The organism is Streptomyces sp. NPDC040432 (assembly GCF_055595445.1).
This window is the reverse complement of sequence record NZ_JBVIVP010000001.1, coordinates 444,498-460,025: the sequence shown is the minus strand read 5'-3', so window position 1 is coordinate 460,025 and position 15,528 is coordinate 444,498. Positions and strand designations below refer to the sequence as shown.

Here is a 15,528-nt window from a genome sequence, read left to right as displayed (position 1 = left end):
GTGGGCGGCCGCGGTGCCCGCCGGTCTCCCGGGCCTTCCGAATTCTTGTAACGGGTTCTAGTCTGACCGCCGCCACCACAGAGACCGGCTGGACCGCGAGACTCCCGGAGGGGCCGTGCACCTCGAATACACGCCTGAGCAGCAGCAGTTGCGCACCGAACTGCGCGCCTACTTCGCCGAGCTCGTGCCGCAGGACGTCTACGCCCGCTACGAGGACCCCGCCGCACAGAAGCGCTTCTACCGCGAGACCATCCGCCGGCTCGGAACGGACGGCTGGCTCGGCGTCGGCTGGCCCGAGGAGTACGGCGGGCGCGGAATGTCGCCCATGGACCAGTTCATCTTCTTCGACGAGGCGGCCCAGGCGGTCGTCCCGCTGCCGTTGATGGCCCTCAACACCGTCGGTCCCACCATCATGCAGTTCGGCACCGAGGAGCAGAAGGCGTACTTCCTGCCCCGGATCCTGGCCGGGGAGATCGACTTCGCCATCGGGTACAGCGAGCCCGACGCCGGCACCGACCTGGCCGCGCTCAAGTGCAAGGCCGTCCGCGAGGGCGACGAGGAGACCGGCACGTACGTCGTCAACGGGCAGAAGATCTGGACCACCAACGGGGACACCGCGGACTGGGTCTGGCTCGCCGTCCGCACCGACCCGGACGCCCCCGCGCACAAGGGCATCACCATGCTCCTCGTGCCGACCGCCGACCCCGGCTACTCCTGCACCCTCATCAACACCCTCGCCTCGCACGACACGACCGCCAGCTACTACGAGGACATCCGGGTCCCCGCGAGCCGTCGCGTCGGCCAGGAGAACAAGGGGTGGCGCCTGATCACCAACCAGCTCAACCACGAGCGGGTCACCCTCGCCGCCCACGGCACCATGGCCATCCGCGCCCTGCACGACGTGCAGCGCTGGGCGGCCGGGACGAAGCTCGCCGATGGCCGCCGGGTCATCGACCTGCCCTGGGTGCGGGGCCGGTTGGCCCGCACCCACGCCCGCCTGGACGCCATGAAGCTGCTCAACTGGCAGATGGTGAACGCCGTGCAGTCCGGCACGCTCACCCCGCAGGACGCCTCCGCCGTCAAGGTCTACGGCTCCGAGGCGCGCAGGGACGCGTACGCCTGGCTGATGGAGGTGGTCGGCGCGGCCGGCTCCCTCAAGGACGGCTCCGCCGGGGCGGTCCTGCACGGCGAACTCGAACGCGGCTACCGCAGCGCCGTGATCTTCACCTTCGGCGGCGGGAACAACGAGATCCAGCGCGAGATCATCTCCTGGATCGGCCTGGGCATGCCCCGGGTCCGCCGCTGACCCGGGCGCGACCGCGGAAATCCGTTCCGAGGCCTTTCGGGGCGCCCTACTGTGGGGCGGTGATGACCGAGGTGATCGTTCTCAACGGTGGTTCCAGCTCGGGGAAGTCCGGGATCGTCCGGTGCCTGCAGGAGGTCCTGCCCGATCCGTGGCTCGCGCTGGGGACCGACACCCTGGTCGACGCGATGCCCGCGTCCATGAGGGCGTCGGACGCCGGGATCGCGTTCGCCCCGGACGGTGAGGTGAACGTCGGGCCCGGGTTCCGGACGCTGGAGGCGGCGTGGATCGCGGGCGTCGCCGCGATGGCCCGGGCGGGCGCCCGGGTCGTCGTCGACGAGGTCTTCCTCGGCGGGGCGGAGTCGCAGCGGCGGTGGCGCCATGCCTTGGACGGGGTAGGGGTGTTGTGGGTCGGGGTCCGGTGCGACGCGGCGGTCGCCGCGGGTCGCGAGGTCGCACGCGGCGACCGGGTCGCCGGGATGGCGGCGTCCCAGGCGGACCTGGTCCACCGGGGCGTCGCCTACGACCTGGAGGTGGACACCACGCACGCCGAGGCGATGGAGTGCGCGCGGGCCATCGCCGCGCGCGTCGCCCGCTCGACGCGGTGACGCCGGCGTGACCGGCGCGCTGACCGCGGCGGTGACGACGGTCCGACCGATGCGCCGACCGCGGCGCGACCGATGCGGTGACGACGGTCCCACCGATGCGGTGACGACCCGACCGCGGGTGGGGGCCCTCCGGGTGCGCGTTCGCGCACCGGGTGCGTTCGGCGGTCGGGTACGGGTGCCCCCGGCGGCGTGAATGATGCGGTCCGCTTCGCCGAGCCGTGGCGTTACGTATGCATATGCCCGTGATCGGGCCCGCTGCGCAAAGGTGAAAAGCACGGTTATGAAGGCGCGCGGCGGCCGTCGAGGCCGAAAACGCGCGCTTCCGTGGGTCAGGATTCAGATGTGAGGGAGCTGAAGCCCTCGCCCACCACCGTCGCCCCAACAACCCCCTGACCAGGGGTTTCGCTGTCGACCCCCCGTACCTGCCGCGGCTTTGCCATGCCCTGGTGCGGGTGGGGGACGGGGCCCACCGACCCCTCCAGGAGAAATGAACGTGTCCACCACCATCACGGCCGCCTTCATCGCCGACACCCACACCGGCCTGCCGATCCCGGCCGACCCGGTCTTCGCGTCCGTCGCCGACGAACGCCGCCACCGCAAGCAGCGACTCGCCGCCGCCATGCGGCTGTTCGGCAAGGCGGGTTACGCGGAAGGCATATCCGGCCACATCTCCGTACGTGACCCCGAGGACCTCGACACCTTCTGGGTCAACCCGTTCGGCGTGTCCTTCAACCGGGTCCGGGTGGCCGACCTGATCCGCGTCGATGCCGAGGGCCGCGTCGTCGACGGCACCGGCAAGGTCAACCCGAGCGCCTTCACCATCCACTCCAAGATCCACGAGCGCCCCGAGGCCAACGCCATCGCGCACGGCCACACCGTCCACGCCCGCGCCCTCGGCGCCCTGGAACGGCTCCTGGAGCCCTACGACCAGGAATCCGCCGCCTTCTACCAGGACCAGGTGCTGTACGGGGACTACGAGGGCCCGGCCATCAGGATCGAGCACGGCGAGGACATCGCGAACCGCCTCGGCGCGAAGCGGGCCATGCTGCTGCGCCACCACGGCCTGATCACCGTCGGCGGCTCCCTGGAGGAAGCCGTCCACTGGTTCTTCACCTACGAGAGCTGCGCCCAGGTCCAGTTGCTGGCCCTCGCCGCCGGCCGCCCCGTACCCATGTCCCACCAGCAGGCCCTGCTCGCCCGTGACGGTTTCGGCGACGAGCAGCTCGGCCGCTACAGCTTCCAGATCATGTGGGACGAGATCACGGCCGAACAGCCCGACCTGCTCGACGAATAGCACCGGGCAGCGACGCGCAGACCCGCCGGCCGCACCAGATCCCAGGAAGCAATCATGAGCTCAACCGCCTCACCGCGCGCCGAAGCGCGCACCATCCTCATCATCGTCGCGATCGTGCAGTTCGTCATCGGCGGCTGGTTCTCGTGGTCGGCGTCCCACGCCGCACCGCGCGACCTGCCCGTCCTCGTGGTAACGGCCCCGGGCGCCGACCGGCTGACCGAGCGGCTGCTCGCGAGCGCACCGGGCGCGTACGAGGTCAAGGACGTCGCCACCGTCGAGGACGCGGACGCCGCCCTGCGCGAACGCGAGGCGTACGGCGCCCTGCTGCCCACCGCGGGCGGCGGCCTGGAACTCCACCTCGCCTCCGCGGCCTCGCCGACCGTCGCGCAGAACCTGACCGGCCGGGCGCAGGAGCTCGCCGCGGGGCCGGTCCGCATCACCGACGTGGTGCCCGCCGACCCGGACGACCCGCACGGCGCGGGCTTGTCCATGGGCTTCCTGCCGTTGCTCATCACCGCCGTCATCGCCGGTCTGCTCTTCGTCCTGAAGGTGCGCTCCGCCCCGGCCAGGTTCATGGGCGTCATCGGGTTCGCCGTCGTCTCCGGCCTGCTCAGTTCCCTCATGCTCACCCACCTGAGCGGGGTGCTGCCCGGCAACTACTTCGTCAACGCCGGAATCATCGCCCTGCTGGAACTCGCCATGGTCGGCGTCATCACCGGTCTCGGTTCGCTGATCGGCCCGCCCGGCATCGCCGTCGGCGCGGTCCTGACGTTCGTCATCGGCAACCCGCTCTCCGGCCTGGCCTCGGCCCCGGAGATGCTGCCCCAGCCGCTGGGCGCCCTGGGCCAGTTCCTTCCCGCGGGAGCCGCCGCCGGCCTCCTGCGCACCGCCGGACCCTTCGACGGGGCGGGCTCCGGTCAACCCGTGCTCGTCCTCCTCGTCTGGGCGCTGATCGGCGCGGCCCTGCTCTGGGCGAGCTCCCGGCGCAAGCCCGCCGCCCCACCGCGGGACGACGCCCGCGACTCCGCCGGCGAAGCGCGGCCCGCGACCGCCCCGGCGCACTGAACCCCGGTGCCCCGGGTCGCCCGCCCCACCACCACCTCATGAAGGTCGACATCACCATGAACACAAGTGACCGCCCGCCGACGCGCATCGGCCTGGTCGGCGGCGGGGCCGCCGCCGTGTGCCTGCTCGACCGGCTCTCCCGCACCCCCGGCCGAGGCCTCGGATCCATCACCGTCTTCGAACCCTCCGAGAACCTGTGGCGCGGACGCGCCTACCAGCCCGACGCCGACTCGGTCCTCGCCAACATCATCCCGGCGGAGATGAGCGCCCGCACCGGGGCGCCCGACGACTTCCGGCAGTGGCTCGAAGCATCCGGACTCCCCTACGGGGAGGGCGACTACGCGGCCGACGGCTACTTCCCGCCGCGTAGGGTGTTCGGCGACTACCTGGAGCGGACCGCCGAGAACGCCGTCGAGGCGCTCTCCCTGGGCGGTTGGCCGGTCCGGCTCGTCCGCGACACCGTCGTCGCCGCCCGGGAGGCGGTCGGCGAGGTGGCCCTGACCACCGGTGACGGCCGCACGCACACGTTCGACTACGTGATCTGCGCCGTCGGCGCCGGCCGCCCCGCCGACCACTACGAACTGGCCGGCAATCCGGGCTACTTCGCCGACCCGTACCCACTGGGCACGACGGTCGCCGACATCCCGCGCGACGCCGACGTCACCGTCCTGGGCACCGGCCTGGCCGCGGTGGACGCCGTCGTCACCCTCGGCGCCCACGGGCACCGCGGCCGCGTCACCATGGCGTCCCGCAACGGCGCGCTGCCGGCCGTCCGCCAGCGGCCGGTCTTCCCGGAGATGACGCACTTCACCCCCGCTGCCCTGCACGCCGCCGCGGCCCGCGGCGACGACGGCCGGATCGGCCTGGACGACGTACTGGACCTCCTGGTGAAGGAACTGGCGGAGCACGGGTCCGACCCGTCCGTCGTGCTCGCCGAACTGTTCTCCCTCGGCGTGGAGGCACCGCTGGACCGGCTGCGCCGCCAGTACGACTGCATCGACGCGGCCGACACCGGCATGCGGGTCATGCAACACGTCGTCCCGGAGAGCGGCCCCGACGCGTGGACCCTGCTGCGGCCGGAGGACCAGGAGTTCATCCGCGAGACCCACTACCGGGCCGTGATGAGCCTGTGCTGCCCCATGCCGCCAGCCAACGCGCGCAAGCTGCTGGAACTGCACGGATCCGGCCGGCTGCGGGTCCTGCGCGGCCTGTGGAACGTCAAGCCGCTCCCCGACACCGGGTTCCACGTCGGGGCCGACGGCGACGACTACCGCACCGATGTCGTCATCAACGCCGTCAGCGCCCCCTCCCACCGGGTGCCCGCCCAGGCCCGCCCGTTCGTCGACTCGCTCGTCGAGGACGGCATCGGCGAGTACCACCCGCACGGCGGCCTCCACATCGAGCCGGCGACCAGCCGCGCCATGGGCGCGGGCCGCGCCCACCGGCGGATGCACGCGATCGGCGACATGGGCGCCGGGACGCTGTTCTTCACCTCCGGCATGCCCTCGGTCCTCGAACGGGCGGACGACATCGTTCGGGCGGTCTTCGAGGACATCACCGCGACGAGGACCGAGGAGGAGTCCGCGTGAACACGCTCACCCGCAGGGACGTGATCAGGGCCGGCATGACCACGGCCGTCGTCCTCGGCACCGGCGCGGCCGTGGCGCCCATCGTCCTGGCCGACCCGGCCCCCGCCGGCGGTTCCCGCGCCGGGGCCGACGCCGATCCGGTCCCGCCGGCAGGGACGTTCGACGAGGTCTACCGCGGCCGCCGCATCCAGGGCGGGCCGACGCCCGTACGGTTCGCCTCCTCCCGCAGCGGCGCCCCGGCCGGCGGACCCGGCATCGAGGTGAGCATCGACGGCCGCCCCCTGCACGTCATGCGGCGGGCCGACGGTACCTACCTCAGCCTCGTCAACCACTACCAGTCCTTCACGACCCCGCTGGAAGTGGCCCGGGCGGCGGTCGAGGAGATCGGCACCGCGCAGCTGTCGACGGCGCGGCTCCACCAGCACACGGCATGAAGTCGAGGAACGAGCACACGTGTACACGCGCAAGAACCAGAAGGACCTCACCGCCGACGAGCGCGCGGCCTTCGTCAACGCGGTCCTGGAGGTCAAACGCCGGAGCGTCTACGACGAGTTCGTGCGGCTGCACGGCCAGTACTTCGTGTCCGACGGCGAGGGCGGACAGCGGGTGGGACACATGTCCCCGTCGTTCTTCCCGTGGCACCGCCAGTACCTGTTGGAGTTCGAACGGGCCCTCCAGCAGGTCGACCCGAAGGTGACGCTGCCCTACTGGGACTGGACGGTCGACCGGTCGACGGCCTCGGGACTGTGGGCCGACGACTTCCTCGGCGGCAACGGTCGCCCGGGCGACCGGCGGGTCATGACCGGGCCCTTCGCCCACGACGCGGGCCGCTGGCCGGTGGACGTGGGGGTCACCGAGGAGAAGTACCTGATGCGCGACTTCGGCCGGCCGGCCGACCCGGTCGCGCTCCCCACCCCCGCCGAACTCGCCCGGGCCGTCGACGACCCGGTGTACGACGCCTCCCCCTGGGACTCCACCTCCACCACCGCGGGCTTCCGCAACAAGGTCGAGGGCTGGACGGTCGGGGAGGTGGAGGGCTGGCACAACCACAACCGCGTCCACCTGTGGGTCGGTGGCCAGATGACGGGCGGGACCTCACCCAACGACCCGGTCTTCTGGCTCCACCACACCTTCATCGACCTGATCTGGGCCCGCTGGCAGCGTCGACACCCCGGATCGGGCTACGAACCGAGCCGGCCCGTACCCGCCGGCGACCCCCAGCACGGCCGGGTCATCAGCCTCGACGAGCCGATGTCGCCCTGGCAGGTGCGGCCCTCCGCGCTCCTCGACCACACCCGCTTCTACCAGTACGCCGAATGACGCGCCGGCGGGTCCGAACCCCGGCCGAGCGCCCCACCACCCACCACCACGAACCCATCGCCGACCGCACACACGGAGGAACCGTCATGCGCATCCGTCACACCGTCCCGGCCCTCGCCGCAGCCGCCCTGATCGCCCTGGCAGGGGCCCCGGCCGCGCAGGCCGCCACCGCGCCCGCGCCCGCCGCCGGAGCTGCGGGCATCCGCGCCGAGGTCCCGGCGTTCGCGGGCCACACGTACGTCCTGACGCTCGACAACGGCGCCGTCCTGCGCAACACGTACTCCACCGACGGCTCCACCCTCGACTGGACCGCCCTGGCCGGCCCGATGGCCGGGCACAGCGGGCAGGAACGGCTCTCCGTGCGGGCCGTCGGCGCGGGCCTGTACTTCGTCAACTGGGTCGAGGCCTCCGGCATGACCGTCAGCCACGTCATGGACCTCGGCCGGGGCACCGTCAGCGTCTACTGGACGTACACGACCCCCGACGGCGGCCGCGCCGGTGAACTGCACACGGCGACGCTTGAGCGCGCCTCTTCTTGACCGGCACGGTGCGGCGGGACCGGCCCCACGCGGGGCCGGTCCCGCCGCACCCGTTCCCAGGGGGGAATCCGTACACATGACCGTTCCACTCACCACGGCGCCCGAACCACCCGCCGCACCCGCGCCCCCGTCCACCGCGACTCCCGTCCCCGCCGCCGGGGCGCAGCTCGCCCGTTCGTTGCGGCCGCGCCACCTGACCATGCTGGCCCTGGGGGGCGTGATCGGCGCCGGGCTGTTCGTCGGCTCCGGCACCGGTCTGCGCGTCGCGGGACCGGCCATCATCCTGTCGTACGCGCTCGCCGCCGCGCTGGCCCTGCTGGTGATGCGCATGCTCGGCGAAATGGCCGCCGCGATGCCGGCCGGCGGCTCGTTCTCCGTCCACGCCGACCGGGCCCTGGGGCGCTGGGCGGGCTTCACCGCGGGCTGGCTGTACTGGGCGGTGACGGCCATCGCGATCGCCATCGAGCTGATCGCCGCGGCGACGATCCTGCACCAGTGGATGCCCGGTGTCCCGCAAGGGCTGATCGCCCTGGTCGCCCTGGCCGTGTTCACCCAGTCCAACATGTTCTCGGTCGCGTCCTTCGGGGAGGCCGAGTTCTGGTTCGCGGGCATCAAGGTCGCCGCCATCATCGCGTTCCTCGCGCTGGGCGTGGCCGCGTTCTGCGGGGCCGTCCCCGGTGTCGACTCCCCGGGCATGGCCAATCTGACCGGTCGCGGCGGGTTCCTCCCGCAGGGCTGGAACGGCGTCGTCGGGGGACTGCTGACCGTCGTGTTCGCGTTCGGCGGGATGGAGGTCATCACCATGGCCGCCGCCGAGTCCGGGGATCCGGCCCGCTCCGTCACCAAGGCGGTGAACAGCGCGATCTGGCGGATCAGCCTGTTCTACCTCGGGTCGATCGCCGTGATCATCACGTTGCTGCCGTGGGATTCCGCGACGCCGGGCCGCAGCCCCTACGTCGCGGTGCTGGACGGCTTGGGCATCCCCGGCGCGGGCCGGCTCATCGAGGTGGTCGTGCTGATCGCCCTGCTGTCGGCGATGAACGCCAACCTCTACGGCGCCTCGCGGATGGTCCACTCGCTCGCCGCGCGCGGCGACGCGCCCCCGGCGCTGTCGCGGACCTCGGGCCGCGGTGCCCCGCGGGCGGCCGTGGCGGTCTCGGCGGCCTTCGCGCTCGTCTCGATCGGGCTCGACCACCTGTGGCCGGATCGGATCCTGCCCTTCCTGGCGAAGGCCATGGGCGGTTCCATGCTCTACATGTGGCTGACGGTCGCCGCCGCCCATCTGGTGCTGCGCCGGCGCCTGGAGCGGGAGGCGCCGCACCTGTTGGTGGTGCGGATGCGCGGGTTCCCGTACCTGTCGTGGCTGGCGGCGGGCGGGATCGTGGCGGTACTGGTCCTGATGGCCCGTGATCCCGGGACGCGCGGGCAGCTGGGTTGGTCGTCGCTGCTGGTCCTGGTGCTGCTCGCGGCCGCCGGTGTGCGGGCGGTGCGGGACCGTCGCCGGGGCGCCCGATGAGGTCCGGCCGGGGCGGGGTGCGCCCGCCCCGGCCGGGCGTTCGGGGCGGTCAGGCCGACAGGCGTCCGCAGTCGGGCCCGGAGTGGTCCTCGCCGAGCATCCCGGTGGTGGCGATGAGGTAGCCCAGCTGTGCGCGGCTACGGCTCTGCAGGCCGGCGGCGATGCGGCTGACGTGGGCGGCGACCGTGCGCCGGCTGGTGCCCAGTCGGCGGGCCATCGCCTCGTCCGTGTGTCCGGCGACGAGCAGGCGCATGACGGCCCGCTGGATCTCGTCGGCGATGTCGGGTTCCACGGTGCGCGAGGCGCCGGGGTCGATCGAGGAGCCGCGCTCCCAGGCCTCCTCGAAGACCTGGACGAGGAAGGAGACGATGGAGGGTTGTCTGATCTCCAGCGCGGAGGTGCGGGCCTCGCTGTGACCCGGTACGTAGGCCACCGTCCGGTCGATGATGATCAGCCGGTCGAAGACGTGGTCGAGGGTGCGGACCTCGCAGCCCGCCCCGATGAGGCGCTCGATGTGGCGCAGGGTCGCGGCGTGGGTCCGTACCGCGTGTTGGTAGAGGGTGCGGTGCCGGGCCGGTCCGCGGACGTGGTCGAGCCCGTCCAGGTCGTAGGAGAGCCGGGAGCCGCCCGGCTGTACGGTCATCAGTTCCTCACGGCACTCGCGGACCGCGTGGGCCAGCGTGGAATGGATGACCCGTTCGCCGTCGATGGCGGTGGCCCAGCCGGTGTGTTCGCGTTTCGCCGCGGTGTAGATGGCGCTGACCGGTACGAAACTTCCCGCGATGGCCTGGGCGTCCAGGCGCTGTTTCTCCAGGGACTGCTCGATGGGCCGCACCAGTTCGGCCTTGGCCACGTCCGGTGAGACGGGCACCAGCACGGTCGGGTCGTCGGGCGGGGCGACCAGCAGCCCCATCCGCAGGAGACAGGCCGGTGCCCCTTCCCTTTCCGTACAGCCCTTCACCACGGCCTTGCGGTAAACCGTCAGGCCCTCGGCGCATACGCCGCTTCCTCGGTCTGCAGAGTCGTCACGATTACAACATTCCCCCGGGTACTGCCTTGCATGATCCTGCATGGCTCAATTATGCACTTCGAAATCTACCCAATGCGGCGGGATTGGCTGGCATCTTGATGTCTTAATGTCATCTTGACCATGGAACCGGAGGTAACAGGAAATGGTGAGTCGATTCGGCGTACTGGCCGACATCCTGGAGGAATGGCGTGCCGCATTCGACGCGCGCAAGGTCGACGAGATCGTCGACCTCTTCGCCGAGGACGTCCTCTTCCAGGGCCTTTCCCCCCAACTCCTCGAAGGGCGCGCACGGGTCAGGACCTATTACGAGAACGTCCCGCCCGGCACGACGGCCACCGTCCAGGTCCTGCACTCCCGCCCCGTCGCCGCCGACGCCCTCGCCGGATTCGCCCGCGTCACCTTCACCGACGCCGCCGGGACCCCGCTGCCCGTCAGCCTCTCCGTCGTCGCCCAGCACCTCGGCGGCGCCTGGCGGATCCGCCAGTACCACGTCTCACGCCTGAGCCCGCCCCCCGCCGGGTAGGCTCCCGGACCCGGAACGGGCCGGGCAGCAGCAGCGGGAGGCGGACCATGGACGCAGCTCCGTACGGGGATGCCGACCCCGGCCTCTACGGGCCGGGCTCCGTCACCTGGCAGTGCCACGGTGACCCGGTGATGTGGATCGCCGGCGTCCGCGCCCTCTACCTCCAGGCCCTGCACCCCCGCGCGGTCCGCGGAGTACTGGCCAACAGCGCCGCCTTCGACAGCCCGGACGGCCGCGCGGACGCCTGGGGGAGGCTCCTGCGCACCGCCGACTTCGTCGGCACCCTCACCTACGGCACCACCCGTGCCGCCGAAGCGGCCGGAGCCCGGGTCCGCGCCATCCACCGCAGGCTCTCCGCCACCGACCCCGTCACCGGGGAACGCTTCCCCGTCGACGACCCCGCCCTGCTGCTCTGGGTGCACTGCGCCCAGATCGACAGCTTCCTCCACGTCCTGCTCCGCTCCGGCGCGCCCCTCACCCCGGCTCAGGCCGACCGGTACGTGGACGAGAACCGGGTGAACGCCCGCCTCGTCGGCCTCGACCCGGCCGAGGTACCGGCCGACGCGGCCGGCCTCGCCGCGTACTTCGAGGCGGTCCGCCCCGAACTCGCCGCCGGCGCCGACGCCCGCGCCGTGGACGACTTCCTGCGCGCACCGCCCGTCCACCCCCTCCTGGTCCCTGGCCGAAACCTGCTGTGGGGTCCCCTCGCCGCCCTCGCCTACGGCTCCCTCCCGCCCTGGGCACACGCCCTCTACGGCAGACCCGCCCCGCCCCCGCACGTCACCACCCGACGCCTGCGTCGCACAGGTCGCATGCTGCGCAGCATTCCCGCTGGTCTGCGCTGGCAGCTGCCGCCAGGTCACATCTTGAAAGCGATGCGTCGACTGGGCCCCGGGAGCCGCCCCTCCGCGTACACACTGCGTACATCAGCGGCCATACTGGACCGGCCGGGGAGGGCGTGGCACGACGACGGGGGCGGCTTCAAGACATGGCGGAGTCCAGACTGATCCAGGGCCGGTACCGGTCGCTCGATCTGATCGGGCGCGGTGGCATGGGCGAGGTGTGGCGCGCCCGTGACGAATCACTGGGCCGGCAGGTCGCCGTCAAGTGCCTCAAACCGGTCGGCCACGACCAGGACGCCCACTTCACCCAGGTCCTGCGCGAGCGCTTCCGCCGCGAGGCCCGCGTCGCGGCCTCCCTCCAGCACCGCGGCGTCACCGTCGTCCACGACTTCGGCGACGACAGCGCGGCCGGCGGCCCCCTCTACCTGGTCATGGAACTGCTGGAGGGCCGCAACCTCAGCCAGCTGATGGAGGACAACGAGGCGCGCCCGCTCCCCGTCGACGTGGTCCTCGACATCGCCGAGCAGATGGCCGCCGCGCTCGGCTACACCCACGACCAGGGCGTCGTCCACCGCGACCTCAAGCCCGCCAACATCATGCGGCTCACCGACGGCACGGTGAAGATCTGCGACTTCGGCATCGCCCGACTCGCCCACGACATCGGCTTCACCGCGAAACTCACCGGCGGCGGCATGGCCATGGGCACCCCGCACTACATGTCGCCGGAGCAGATCGCCGGCGGCGAGGTCGACCACCGCAGCGACCTGTACTCCCTCGGCTGCGTCCTCTACGAGATCGCCACCGGTGCCCCGCCCTTCGACCTCGGCGACTCCTGGTCCGTCCTCGTCGGCCACCGCGACAACACGCCGGTGCCCCTGCGCGAGCACCGTCCCGAGCTGCCCGCCCACTTCGAGCAACTCGTCCTGGAACTCCTCGCCAAGCGCCCCGAGGAGCGCCCCGGCGACGCCCGCCACCTGCACCGGCGCCTGGTCGAGGCACGGTACGGCCCCGTCGGCCCGGTGCCCCGGGCCCCGCTGCCCGCGTGGGCCGCGGGCATGACGGCGGGCCGCAAGGCCGGCATCGAGGCCAGGCCGGCCAGCGGCGCCTGGGCCGTGCTCACCGGCTCCTGGACCGCCGCCCGCCCCGCCGGACGGACCGCGCACGCCTCCGGGGAGCAGCGCATCACCCGGCCCGCCCCCGCCGAGGACCCCCGGCTGACCAGCGTGTACGGGCTGCCGCGCAGCCCCCTGCCCGCCCCCGGGGACCCGAGGCACCCCGACGCGCTCGCCGCCGGGCACACCCGCGCGTTCGCCCTCAGCAGGGCCGGGCGCAACGAGGAGGCCCTCGCCGTCTACGCGGCCGTGGCCCGGGGCCGGGCCGCCGTACTGGGCCCGGACCACCCGGACACCCTCGCCGCCCGCCAGGAGGAGGCGTACGAGCTGTCGCGGCTGCAACGCCACCGCGAGGCGTACGAGATCTACGGGGCCGTGCTCGCCGCCCGCACCCGCACCGCGGGCCCCCGCCACCCCGACACCCTGCGCTGCCGGCACAACCTCGCCTGCGCCCTGGGGGCCCTCGGCCGGCACGCCGACGCGCACGCCGCCGCCGCCGAAGTGGCCGCCGACCGGGCCGCCGTGCTCGGAGCCGAGCACGCGGACACCCTGTTGACCCGCTACGAGGCCGCCTACGCCCTCGGCCGTCTCGGCCGCTGGGAGGAGGCGTTGGCCGGGTTCCGGCAGGTCGCCGCCGCCCGCGAACGCGCCCTCGGCCGCGACCACCCGGACGCCCTGGCCGCGCGCTACGAGACCGGCATCGCGCTGGGCCGCACCGGACGTCCCGCCGAGGCCCTCGACGTGTTCCGCGCCCTGGTCGAGGACCGCACCCGGGCCTACGGCGCCTCCGACCCGGAGACCCTGCGCGCCCGCCACGTCCTCGGCGTCAACCTGGGCCGACTCGAACGCTGGGAGGAGGCCGTCGCCGAGGCCCGCGAGGTGGGCGAGGCCCGGGCCTCCGCCCTTGGTGCCGAACACACCGACACCCTGGTCAGCCGCCGGGAACTCGCCGTCGGCCTGGGCCGGTTGGACCGCTGGGACGAGGCGCTGCCCATCTACCGGGAGCTCTCGGGCATCCGCGAGCGGTCCCTCGGCGACGAGCATCCCGACACCGCCCTGGCCCACGCCGACGAGGCACACTGTCTGGAGCGACTGGGCCAGGTGTGTTACCAAGAGCCATGACAGCCACCACGGGCTCCACCGGTTTCGCGCACGACGTGTACGACGCGGTCATCGTCGGAGGGGGCCACAACGGTCTGGTCGCCGCCGCCTACCTGGCCCGGGCCGGCCGTTCGGTGCTGGTCCTGGAAAGACTCGGACACCCCGGCGGGGCCGCCGTCTCCACCCGGCCCTTCGTCGGTCTCGACGCCCGACTGTCGCGCTACTCCTACCTCGTGTCCCTGCTCCCCGCGAAGATCGTCCGCGATCTCGGTCTGCGGTTCGCGGTGCGGCGGCGCACCGTGTCCTCGTACACGCCCGTCGAACGCGCCGGCCGACCCGACGGTCTGCTCATCGGCGGCGACGGGACGCGCACCCGGGAGTCCTTCGCCCGGCTCACCGGCTCCGACCGGGAGTACGAGCGCTGGCGCGCCTTCTACGGAACCACCACCGAGGTCGCCCGCAAGGTCTTCCCGACCCTCACCGAACCCCTGCCCACCCGGGACGCGCTGCGGGCCCGGATCGGGGACGAGGACGCCTGGCGGATGCTCTTCGAGGAACCGCTGGGCCGGGCCGTGGAGCGGCACTTCGAGGACGACCTGGTCCGCGGGGTGGTCCTGACCGACGGCCTCATCGGTACCTTCGCCGACGCCCACGACCCGTCCCTCGTGCAGAACCGCTGCTTCCTCTACCACGTCATCGGCGGCGGCACCGGCGACTGGGACGTGCCCGTCGGCGGCATGGGCGCGCTCACCGACGCCCTGGCCGACGCCGCGCGCGCCGCCGGCGCGGAGATCGTCACCGGACACGAGGCACTGCGCATCCACCCCGACGGCACCGCCCCCGCCGAGGTCACCTTCCGCACCGAGTCGGGCGAGGGCAGCGTCGCCGCCCGTACCGTCCTGGTGAACGCCTCGCCCCGGGCGCTGGCCGAGCTGCTCGGTGAGGATCCCGGCACGGGACCGGCCCCGGAGGGCGCCCAGCTCAAGGTCAACATGCTGCTGAGCCGCCTGCCCCGGCTCAGGGACACGGCGGTCGACCCCCGCGAGGCGTTCGGCGGAACCTTCCACATCGCCGAGGGGTACGAGCAGTTGCGGCGCGCCCACGCCGAGGCCGCGGCGGGCGAACTGCCCTCCGTACCGCCCTCGGAGATCTACTGCCACTCGCTGACCGATCCGTCGATCCTCGGCCCGGAACTGGTCGAGCAGGGCTACCAGACGCTCACCCTCTTCGGACTGCACACCCCGGCCCGGCTGTTCGAGAAGGACAACCGCCAGACGCGCGAGGTCCTGCTGACCGCGACCCTGGCCCAGCTGGACGCCCACCTGGCCGAGCCGATCACCGACTGTCTGGCCTTCGACGCCGACGGCCGACCCTGCATCGAGGCCAAGACCCCGATCGACCTGGAACGCGAACTGCGCCTTCCCGGCGGGCACATCTTCCACCGGGACCTGTCCTGGCCCTACGCCGACGCCGGTGTGCCGGGCCGCTGGGGCGTGGAGACCGCCCACCCCAACGTCCTGCTCTGCGGCGCGGGAGCCGCGCGCGGCGGCGGCGTCAGCGGGATCCCGGGCCACAACGCGGCGATGGCGGCCTTGGGCCGCTGACCGGGCGAGGTCGGACCGGGGCGGGCGGGTCGGCGGCGGGGCGAGCGGTCGCGCCGACGTCGGGCCGAGGGTCGCCCCGGCG

14 protein-coding genes are annotated in these 15,528 nt (G+C 72.9%); 13 read left to right on the top strand and 1 reads right to left on the bottom strand.

The annotated features are described in order from the left end of the window. Positions 1 to 115 precede the first annotated feature (115 nt). From ACZ58N_RS02105 to ACZ58N_RS02065, 9 genes are all read left to right on the top strand, one after another. The gene (locus ACZ58N_RS02105; protein ID WP_471154474.1) at positions 116 to 1,306 is read left to right on the top strand and encodes an acyl-CoA dehydrogenase family protein; all 1,191 of its coding nucleotides are present in this window, start codon (positions 116 to 118) and stop codon (positions 1,304 to 1,306) included. A 62-nt stretch (positions 1,307 to 1,368) separates the two neighbouring features. Continuing rightward, complete coding sequence (gene cpt, locus ACZ58N_RS02100) at positions 1,369 to 1,911, top strand: chloramphenicol phosphotransferase CPT (protein WP_471154473.1); 543 nt, start codon at positions 1,369 to 1,371, stop codon at positions 1,909 to 1,911. Positions 1,912 to 2,404: 493 nt separating this feature from the next. Continuing rightward, a complete protein-coding gene (locus ACZ58N_RS02095; RefSeq protein WP_471154470.1) occupies positions 2,405 to 3,205 on the top strand; it encodes a class II aldolase/adducin family protein in 801 nt (266 codons plus the stop codon). A gap of 54 nt (positions 3,206 to 3,259) precedes the next feature. Continuing rightward, a complete protein-coding gene (locus tag ACZ58N_RS02090; protein ID WP_471154467.1) occupies positions 3,260 to 4,270 on the top strand; it encodes an ABC transporter permease in 1,011 nt (336 codons plus the stop codon). Positions 4,271 to 4,326: 56 nt separating this feature from the next. Beyond that, positions 4,327 to 5,859, top strand: coding sequence for an FAD/NAD(P)-binding protein (locus ACZ58N_RS02085; protein WP_471154464.1), 1,533 nt, complete (start codon positions 4,327 to 4,329; stop codon positions 5,857 to 5,859). Then, positions 5,856 to 6,293 carry a tyrosinase family oxidase copper chaperone gene (locus tag ACZ58N_RS02080; protein WP_471154461.1) on the top strand — a complete coding sequence of 146 codons (438 nt, stop codon included), beginning with the start codon at positions 5,856 to 5,858 and terminating at the stop codon, positions 6,291 to 6,293. Before ACZ58N_RS02085 ends, ACZ58N_RS02080 begins: the two co-directional genes overlap by 4 nt. 19 nt (positions 6,294 to 6,312) lie before the next feature. Next, the gene (locus ACZ58N_RS02075) at positions 6,313 to 7,179 is read left to right on the top strand and encodes a tyrosinase family protein (protein WP_471154459.1); all 867 of its coding nucleotides are present in this window, start codon (positions 6,313 to 6,315) and stop codon (positions 7,177 to 7,179) included. An 86-nt stretch (positions 7,180 to 7,265) separates the two neighbouring features. Continuing rightward, positions 7,266 to 7,718, top strand: coding sequence for a MoaF-related domain-containing protein (locus ACZ58N_RS02070; protein WP_471154457.1), 453 nt, complete (start codon positions 7,266 to 7,268; stop codon positions 7,716 to 7,718). Between the two features lie 76 nt (positions 7,719 to 7,794). Continuing rightward, entirely contained in the window at positions 7,795 to 9,234 is a 1,440-nt protein-coding gene (locus ACZ58N_RS02065; protein ID WP_471154454.1) for an amino acid permease, read from the top strand. Positions 9,235 to 9,283: 49 nt separating this feature from the next. Here ACZ58N_RS02065 and ACZ58N_RS02060 read toward each other — a convergent pair whose 3' ends face one another. After that, positions 9,284 to 10,147 (bottom strand): helix-turn-helix transcriptional regulator, encoded by an 864-nt coding sequence (locus tag ACZ58N_RS02060; RefSeq protein ID WP_471154452.1) that lies wholly within the window; start codon positions 10,145 to 10,147, stop codon positions 9,284 to 9,286. A 259-nt stretch (positions 10,148 to 10,406) separates the two neighbouring features. On the opposite strand from ACZ58N_RS02060, the gene ACZ58N_RS02055 reads away from it, so the two are divergent. Genes ACZ58N_RS02055 through ACZ58N_RS02040 form a run of 4 tightly spaced genes read left to right on the top strand, consistent with a single transcriptional unit; the run spans position 10,407 to position 15,446 of the window. Further along, positions 10,407 to 10,787 carry a YybH family protein gene (locus ACZ58N_RS02055; RefSeq protein WP_471154450.1) on the top strand — a complete coding sequence of 127 codons (381 nt, stop codon included), beginning with the start codon at positions 10,407 to 10,409 and terminating at the stop codon, positions 10,785 to 10,787. Positions 10,788 to 10,834: 47 nt separating this feature from the next. Then, positions 10,835 to 11,794 carry an oxygenase MpaB family protein gene (locus ACZ58N_RS02050; RefSeq protein WP_471154448.1) on the top strand — a complete coding sequence of 320 codons (960 nt, stop codon included), beginning with the start codon at positions 10,835 to 10,837 and terminating at the stop codon, positions 11,792 to 11,794. Continuing rightward, complete coding sequence (locus tag ACZ58N_RS02045; protein WP_471154445.1) at positions 11,776 to 13,863, top strand: serine/threonine-protein kinase; 2,088 nt, start codon at positions 11,776 to 11,778, stop codon at positions 13,861 to 13,863. Before ACZ58N_RS02050 ends, ACZ58N_RS02045 begins: the two co-directional genes overlap by 19 nt. Then, the gene (locus ACZ58N_RS02040) at positions 13,860 to 15,446 is read left to right on the top strand and encodes a phytoene desaturase family protein (protein ID WP_471154442.1); all 1,587 of its coding nucleotides are present in this window, start codon (positions 13,860 to 13,862) and stop codon (positions 15,444 to 15,446) included. Before ACZ58N_RS02045 ends, ACZ58N_RS02040 begins: the two co-directional genes overlap by 4 nt. The last annotated feature ends 82 nt before the right edge of the window (positions 15,447 to 15,528 follow it).

Excerpts from the sequence above, each read along its gene's own strand:
- ACZ58N_RS02090 (WP_471154467.1), top strand. The coding sequence starts at position 3,260 with ATGAGCTCAACCGCCTCACCGCGCGCCGAAGCGCGCACCATCCTCATC.
- ACZ58N_RS02055 (WP_471154450.1), top strand. The coding sequence starts at position 10,407 with ATGGTGAGTCGATTCGGCGTACTGGCCGACATCCTGGAGGAATGGCGT.
- ACZ58N_RS02040 (WP_471154442.1), top strand. The coding sequence starts at position 13,860 with ATGACAGCCACCACGGGCTCCACCGGTTTCGCGCACGACGTGTACGAC.
- ACZ58N_RS02065 (WP_471154454.1), top strand. The coding sequence starts at position 7,795 with ATGACCGTTCCACTCACCACGGCGCCCGAACCACCCGCCGCACCCGCG.
- ACZ58N_RS02045 (WP_471154445.1), top strand. The coding sequence starts at position 11,776 with ATGGCGGAGTCCAGACTGATCCAGGGCCGGTACCGGTCGCTCGATCTG.
- cpt (WP_471154473.1), top strand. The coding sequence starts at position 1,369 with ATGACCGAGGTGATCGTTCTCAACGGTGGTTCCAGCTCGGGGAAGTCC.
- ACZ58N_RS02085 (WP_471154464.1), top strand. The coding sequence starts at position 4,327 with ATGAACACAAGTGACCGCCCGCCGACGCGCATCGGCCTGGTCGGCGGC.
- ACZ58N_RS02050 (WP_471154448.1), top strand. The coding sequence starts at position 10,835 with ATGGACGCAGCTCCGTACGGGGATGCCGACCCCGGCCTCTACGGGCCG.
- ACZ58N_RS02070 (WP_471154457.1), top strand. The coding sequence starts at position 7,266 with ATGCGCATCCGTCACACCGTCCCGGCCCTCGCCGCAGCCGCCCTGATC.
- ACZ58N_RS02060 (WP_471154452.1), bottom strand. The coding sequence starts at position 10,147 with ATGGGGCTGCTGGTCGCCCCGCCCGACGACCCGACCGTGCTGGTGCCC.